The sequence below is a fragment of the Streptomyces botrytidirepellens genome (assembly GCF_003721215.1).
GTDB lineage: Bacteria > Actinomycetota > Actinomycetes > Streptomycetales > Streptomycetaceae > Streptomyces > Streptomyces himastatinicus.
The window spans coordinates 1-3,596 of the sequence record NZ_RIBZ01000578.1; the positions used below are offsets into that span (position 1 = coordinate 1).

Consider the following 3,596-nt stretch of genomic DNA (forward strand, 5'->3'; position numbering starts at 1 on the left):
CGCACGAGGCGCCCGAGGACCACCAGGCGCACAGGCCGGAGGGGCCGCGAGGGCCGCAGGAGCCGCCCGAGGGGGTCGAGGAGTCCGGGGGGCCCAGCGTGCCCGCCCCGCCCGCCTACGCCCCCGCCGTCGCGCCCCGGCCCGAGCCGGTCGACGCCGTCCCCTGGGGCGTGCGTGTCGCCGCCGAGGCCGGGTGGCGGCTGCTGGTGCTGGCCGGGACGGTCTATGTGCTGATGCAGGTCATCAGCTCCATCCAGCTGGTGGTGTTCTCCTTCACCGTCGCCCTGCTCATCACGGCCCTGCTGGAGCCCACCGTCACCCGGCTGCGCCTCCGGGGCGTGCGGCGCGGGCTCGCCACGACCATCACCTTCATCGGCGGCTTCATCATCATGGGGCTGGTCGTGTGGTTCGTGGTCTGGCAGGTCATGGAGAACATCGACGAGCTGTCCGACAAGCTCCAGGACGGCATCGACGATCTGCGGCGCTGGCTGCTGCACAGCCCGTTCCATGTGACGGAGAAGCAGATCAACCACATCGCCAAGAGCCTGCGCGAGGCCGTCGGCGCCAACACCGAGGAGATCACCTCGGCCGGGCTCGAAGGCGTCACGGTCGTGGTCGAGGTGCTGACCGGCATCCTGCTGACCATGTTCAGCACGCTGTTCCTGCTGTACGACGGGCCGCGGATCTGGCGCTGGACGCTGGGGCTCGTCCCCGCGGCGGCCCGGCCGGGCGTGGCGGGCGCGGGGCCGCGGGCCTGGGCCACGCTGACCGCCTATGTGCGCGGCACGGTGATAGTGGCCCTCATCGACGCGATCTTCATCGGCGTGGGGCTCTTCTTCCTCGATGTGCCCATGGCCGTGCCCCTCGCCGTCTTCATCTTCCTCTTCGCCTTCATCCCGCTGGTCGGTGCGGTGGTCTCCGGCGCGCTCGCGGTCATGGTGGCACTCGTCACCCAGGGCGTCTTCACGGCGGGGATGGTGCTGGTGGTGGTGCTGGCGGTGCAGCAGATCGAGGGCCATGTGCTCCAGCCGTTCATCCTCGGCCGCGCGGTGCGGGTCCATCCGCTCGCCGTGGTGCTCTCGGTCGCGGGCGGCTCGCTGATCGGCGGCATCGGCGGCGCGGTGGTGGCCGTACCGCTGGTGGCGGTCGTCAACACGGCGGTCGGCTATCTGCGCGCGCACAGCAGGGAGAGCGCCCTGCGCGCCACCTCCCGCCCGCACGGCGCGACCATCATCGCCACCGCGCCGGTCCGGCCCCCGGAACCGCCGGGCGAGGGTACGTGAGCAACGCGAAGGGGCGCCCCACCGGATCGGTGGGGCGCCCCTTCGTCTCTGCGGCGTACGCGGCGTATGCGCGGCCTGGCGGCGTCAGCCGTTCTCGGCCAGGACGCCCTCGGCGTCCAGGGTGGCGCCGACCGCCTGGATCACCGCGGCGATCTTGAAGGCTTCCTGGACCGTCTCGCGGTCCACGCCCGCCTTGCGGAGCACCTGCTCGTGCGAGTCGAGGCACATGCCGCAGCCGTTGATCGCGGAGACCGCGAGCGACCACAGCTCGAAGTCGGTCTTGTCCACGCCCGGGTTGCCGATGACGTTCATCCGCAGACCGGCGCGCAGGTTGTTGTACTCCGGGTCGGACAGCAGGTGCCGGGTCCGGTAGTACACGTTGTTCATCGCCATGATGGCGGCCGCCGACTTGGCGGCGGTGTACGCCTCGGCCGACAGGTTGGCCTTGGCCTCCGGCTCCAGCTCGGAGAGCACGCGCGGCGAGCGCGAGGCGATCGCGCAGGCCAGCACGGTGCCCCACAGCTGCTGCTGCGGAAGCTCAGAGTTGCCGATCACCGAACCGAGGTTCAGCTTCAGGTCCTTGGCGTAGTCCGGCAGGGCGGACTTGAGGGTGTCGAGTGCCATGTCAGTTCACCTCACTCGCCGGAGAGGAGCGCGACCGGGTCGAGGGTGTCCTCGCCCTGCGTCCAGTTGCACGGGCACAGCTCGTCGGTCTGGAGGGCGTCCAGCACCCGCAGGACCTCCTTGGGGTTACGGCCCACGGAACCGGCCGTCACCATGGTGAACTGGATCTCGTTGTTCTGGTCCACGATGAAGACGGCGCGCTGGGCGAAGCCGTCCTCGCCCTCGATGCCCAGGTCGCGCATGAGCTCGTGCTTGGAGTCCGCCATCATCGGGAAGGGCAGGTCACGCAGGTCGTCGTGGTCCTTGCGCCAGGCGTGGTGGACGAACTCCGAGTCGCCCGAGAAGCCCAGGATCTGGGCGTCACGGTCGGCGAACTCCTCGTTCAGCTTGCCGAAGGCCGCGATCTCGGTCGGGCACACGAAGGTGAAGTCCTTGGGCCATGCGAAAACGATCTTCCACTTGCCCTCGTAGGTCTTGTGGTTGATCTGCTCGAACTCCTGCCCCTTCTCCAGCGAGACGCAGGCGGTCAGGTCGAACTCGGGGAACTTGTCACCGACAGTGAGCACGTTTCTCCTTGCAGCTTTCGCGTGGGAGGGACCCTTTGTGGGGGTTTCCCGGGGTTGGACGATCTCCACCCTGGCACATGCCACATTGATCAGTGAAATAGCTACACTCGGTCGGGTTGATTGGAGGTGGCTATCAGTGGCCGCGACAGCGATACCGGCAGGAAAGCCGCGGCAGCCGAGCTTGTCCCAGCTCAAGGCGTTCGCCGCGGTCGCCGAGCATCTGCACTTCCGGGATGCGGCGTCCGCCATCGGGATGAGCCAGCCCGCCCTTTCGGGCGCCGTCGCCACCCTGGAGGACACCCTCGGAGTTCAGCTTCTCGAGCGTACGACCCGCAAGGTGCTGCTCAGCCCGGCGGGGGAACGGCTGGCCGCGCGAGCACGCTCCGTGCTCGCGGAGGTGGGTGCGCTGCTGGAGGAGGCGGAGGCGGCGCGGGCGCCGTTCACCGGGGTGCTGCGGCTCGGGGTGATCCCGACCGTGGCCCCGTATCTGCTGCCGACCGTGCTGCGGCTGGTGCGCGAGCAGTATCCGCGCCTCGACCTCCAGGTGCACGAGGAGCAGACCGCCTCGCTGCTGGACGGGCTCGCCCACGGGCGACTCGACCTGCTGCTCCTCGCGGTCCCCCTCGGCGCCCCGGGGGTGGTGGAACTGCCGCTGTTCGACGAGGACTTCGTGCTGGTCACGCCCCGGGACCACTGGCTGGGCGGGCGTACGGACATACCCCGCGAGGCGCTCAAGGAGCTGGATCTGCTGCTGCTGGACGAGGGCCACTGCCTGCGCGACCAGGCCCTCGACATCTGCCGCGAGGCGGGCCGCACCGAGGGCGCCCCGGTGACCACGACCGCCGCCGGACTCTCCACGCTGGTGCAACTCGTCGGCGGCGGGCTCGGGGTGACGCTGCTGCCGCGTACCGCGCTACGGGTCGAGACCGGCCGCAACGAGGACCTGGCCACCGGCGACTTCGCCGACCCGGCCCCCGCCCGCCGCATCGCCCTGGCCATGCGCGCCGGGGCCGCGCGGGCGGAGGAGTTCGAGGCCCTGGCCGCCACGCTCCGCGAGGCGGTGCGGTCGCTTCCGGTGCGGGTCGCACGCTGACGCGCCGTCGCGGCGGGGGTTCCTCCCCGC

Annotated in this window: 4 protein-coding genes; 2 read left to right on the top strand and 2 right to left on the bottom strand. The window is 70.6% G+C overall.

Translation table 11 applies throughout. The annotated features are described in order from the left end of the window. Positions 1-1,283 (top strand): AI-2E family transporter (locus EEJ42_RS33085; RefSeq protein WP_148082107.1); only part of this gene is annotated, 1,283 nt, incomplete at its 5' end. Between the two features lie 84 nt (positions 1,284-1,367). Here the strand turns inward: EEJ42_RS33085 and EEJ42_RS33090 are convergent. Then, positions 1,368-1,907 (bottom strand): alkyl hydroperoxide reductase, encoded by a 540-nt coding sequence (locus EEJ42_RS33090; RefSeq protein WP_123105687.1) that lies wholly within the window; start codon positions 1,905-1,907, stop codon positions 1,368-1,370. Positions 1,908-1,918: 11 nt separating this feature from the next. Continuing rightward, on the bottom strand, positions 1,919-2,473 hold the full coding sequence (locus tag EEJ42_RS33095) for a peroxiredoxin (protein ID WP_009715363.1): 555 nt from the start codon (positions 2,471-2,473) through the stop codon (positions 1,919-1,921). A 136-nt stretch (positions 2,474-2,609) separates the two neighbouring features. On the opposite strand from EEJ42_RS33095, the gene EEJ42_RS33100 reads away from it, so the two are divergent. Beyond that, positions 2,610-3,566, top strand: coding sequence for a hydrogen peroxide-inducible genes activator (locus tag EEJ42_RS33100; protein WP_123105689.1), 957 nt, complete (start codon positions 2,610-2,612; stop codon positions 3,564-3,566). The last annotated feature ends 30 nt before the right edge of the window (positions 3,567-3,596 follow it).